At 73.7% G+C, this 2,376-nt stretch carries 3 protein-coding genes; all 3 read right to left on the bottom strand.

Going from position 1 to position 2,376, the window contains the following annotated elements:
- On the bottom strand, positions 1–270 hold a 270-nt coding region (locus tag B7767_RS29715; RefSeq protein ID WP_256923620.1), incomplete at its 3' end, for an alcohol dehydrogenase catalytic domain-containing protein.
- A gap of 40 nt (positions 271–310) precedes the next feature.
- Complete coding sequence (locus B7767_RS29710) at positions 311–823, bottom strand: cupin domain-containing protein (RefSeq protein ID WP_085574854.1); 513 nt, start codon at positions 821–823, stop codon at positions 311–313.
- Between the two features lie 31 nt (positions 824–854).
- Positions 855–2,376: thiamine pyrophosphate-dependent enzyme (locus B7767_RS29705; RefSeq protein WP_085574853.1), on the bottom strand; the 1,522-nt coding region annotated here is incomplete at its 5' end.

The raw sequence follows: 2,376 nt of genomic DNA, 5'->3' as shown, positions 1-2,376 counted from the left end.
GGCGTCGCCGACGGCGAACCGTCCGGCGCCGGGGCCGGTGGCGGCCACCGTGCCGGAGAGGTCCCAGCCGAGCACGGCGGGGAAGCGGGGCACCCCGACGCCGTGCCCGGCGCGGGTGGCCCAGTCGATGGCGTTGATCCCGGCCGCGTGGACCCGTACCAGGACCTCTCCGCGGCCCGGGACCGGCACGGGCAGATCACGCACCCGCAGGGTGTCGGCCGGGCCGAAGCCCTCGATGACGGCGGCGCGCATGGTGGCCTGTTCTGTCATGCCGTCCGGGTTTCCTCTCGTACGTCGTCCGGGGCGCGGCTCAGGGAGCCAGCTGGAGGTCGTGGAGCGGTGCGAGGTCCACGATCATCTGCTTCTGTTCGGGCGTCAGCGGCAGCGGCGCCTCGCCGGCCCGCGCCTCCCGGCCTATCTCGGTGAAGAACTCCTCGAGGTAGGCCGGGGTGAACATGAAGAGCAGGTGCGCGGTCTGCAGGCCGACGTTGCGGAAGCGGTGCCGGGTCCCGCGCGGCACGAACACGAAGTCGCCGGTGCCCGCGGTGAACGTCTTCTCGCCGTTCAGGAACTCGATGGTGCCGCTGAGGATGTAGAAGGCCTCGTCGGCCCGCGGGTGGATGTGCGGGGGCGGTCCGCCGCCCGGCGGCACGGTGGCCTCGGCCAGGGTCAGCGAGCCGCCGGTGTTCTCGCGGGTCGCCTTGAAGGTGTAGATGGCGTCACCGAACCAGAGGGTCGGGCCGGTGCCCGCCGGGTGGTGGACGACGGCGCCTTCCGGGTGGTCGCCGACCGGTGCCGTACCGGTCTCGGCCGTGGTCGTCATGAGGACTCCCGAGGGGTGAAGGGGGGACGGGTCAGAGACGGAACAGGCCGGGGTCGTCGACCACGACGTCCAGCAGGACCGGGCCGTCGGCGTGCAGGGCGTCGCGCAGGGCCGCCCGCAGGCCCTCGGGCGAGTCGATCCGCTCGCCGCGGACGCCGAACCCGCGGGCTATCTGCGCCATGTCGACGCCGCTGAGGTCGTAGCCCGCCTCCCAGGACTTCTGGTCCTGCAGGTAGTACTTGAGGGACAGGTAGCCGGCGTTGTCGGGGATGACGTAGGTGACCGGCAGGTTGTGCCGCGCCGCGGTCCACAGGGAGTGCAGCGTGTACTGGGCCGAGCCCTCGCCGACGACGACCACGGCCCGGCGGTCGGGGCGGGCGAGCGCGTAGCCGACGGCGCCCGCGAACGGGAAGCCGAGGGCACCGCTCGCGGTGGCGAAGTAGCCGTTGCCGGCACCGAGCGGGATCTGCTCGTGGAAGTCCGCGCGGGCGATGGGCAGTTCCTCGAACAGTACGGCGTCGTCGGGGAGTTCCCTGGAGAGCAGGTGGAAGAGGTACGCCTGGGTGAGCGGGGTCGACGCCTCCGGCACCGCCACCGGTTCGCGCACCGGGGCGAGTTCGGTGCGGGGGCGCTGCCGCACCAGCGGTACGAGACCCTTGACCACCGCGCCGGGCGGGGCGATGAAGGCACGGTCGGCCAGGGTGGCCGCGGCTGCCTGCGGGTCGTCGGTGACGTGCAGGAACTCCACGTCCGCGGTGAGCGCGGGGCGGGGGCTGCGGTCCAGGTCGGCCGGTGCGGTGGAGAACAGGTCCCAGGCCGTGAACAGGGTGAACGCCGGTCCGCCGAGGACGACGACCACGTCGTGCCGGTCGGCCAGCCGCTCGTTGATCAGCTCGGGGATGGGCGGCAGCACACCGGCGAACAGCGGGTGGTCCTCGGGGAACGCGCCGCGGTTCCACACCGGGGCGCCCCACACGCGCGCGTTGAGCTTCTCGGCGAGGGCGATCAGGTCGGCGCGGGCGCCCTGCGCGTCCACCGGTCCGCCCGCGATCAGGCCGGGCCGCTCGGCGCCGTCGAGGGCCGCGGCGATCAGGTCGAGCGCCGCCGGGTCGGGGACGACGGCGCGTTCCACCCGCGCGATGCGCAGCGGCTCGGGGTCGGCGGGCCGTACCCAGTCGTCCTCGGGCACGGCGACGAACACCGGCCCCTGCGGCGCCTGCCGGGCGATCTGGTACGCCTGGGCGATCATCGCCGGGACGTCCTGCGGCCGCGCGGGCTCGCCGGCCCACTTGATGTACGGCTTGGGCAGCTGGGTGGCGTCCTTGGCGACCAGGAAGGGCTCGCCGAGCAGCATCTTGCGGGCCTGCTGCCCGCCGAGGATCACCATCGGGGTCTTCGCGGACGCGGCGGTGTAGACGCTGCCCATCGCGTTGGCGAGGCCCGGCCCGCCGTTGATGATCACCAGTGCGGGTTCGCCGGTGGCCTGGGCGTAGCCGTCGGCCATGCCGACGACGGCGGCCTCCTGGAGGCCCATCACGAACCGGAACTCGCCT

Source organism: Streptomyces sp. 13-12-16 (assembly GCF_002114215.1).
Classification (GTDB): Bacteria; Actinomycetota; Actinomycetes; order Streptomycetales; family Streptomycetaceae; genus Streptomyces.
The sequence above is the reverse complement of the archived record's forward strand: the minus strand, read 5'-3'. Positions and strand labels throughout refer to the sequence as shown.

What these genes read in the sequence shown, in the direction of transcription:
- B7767_RS29710 (WP_085574854.1), bottom strand. Translation starts at nt 823, where the DNA reads ATGACGACCACGGCCGAGACCGGTACGGCACCGGTCGGCGACCACCCG.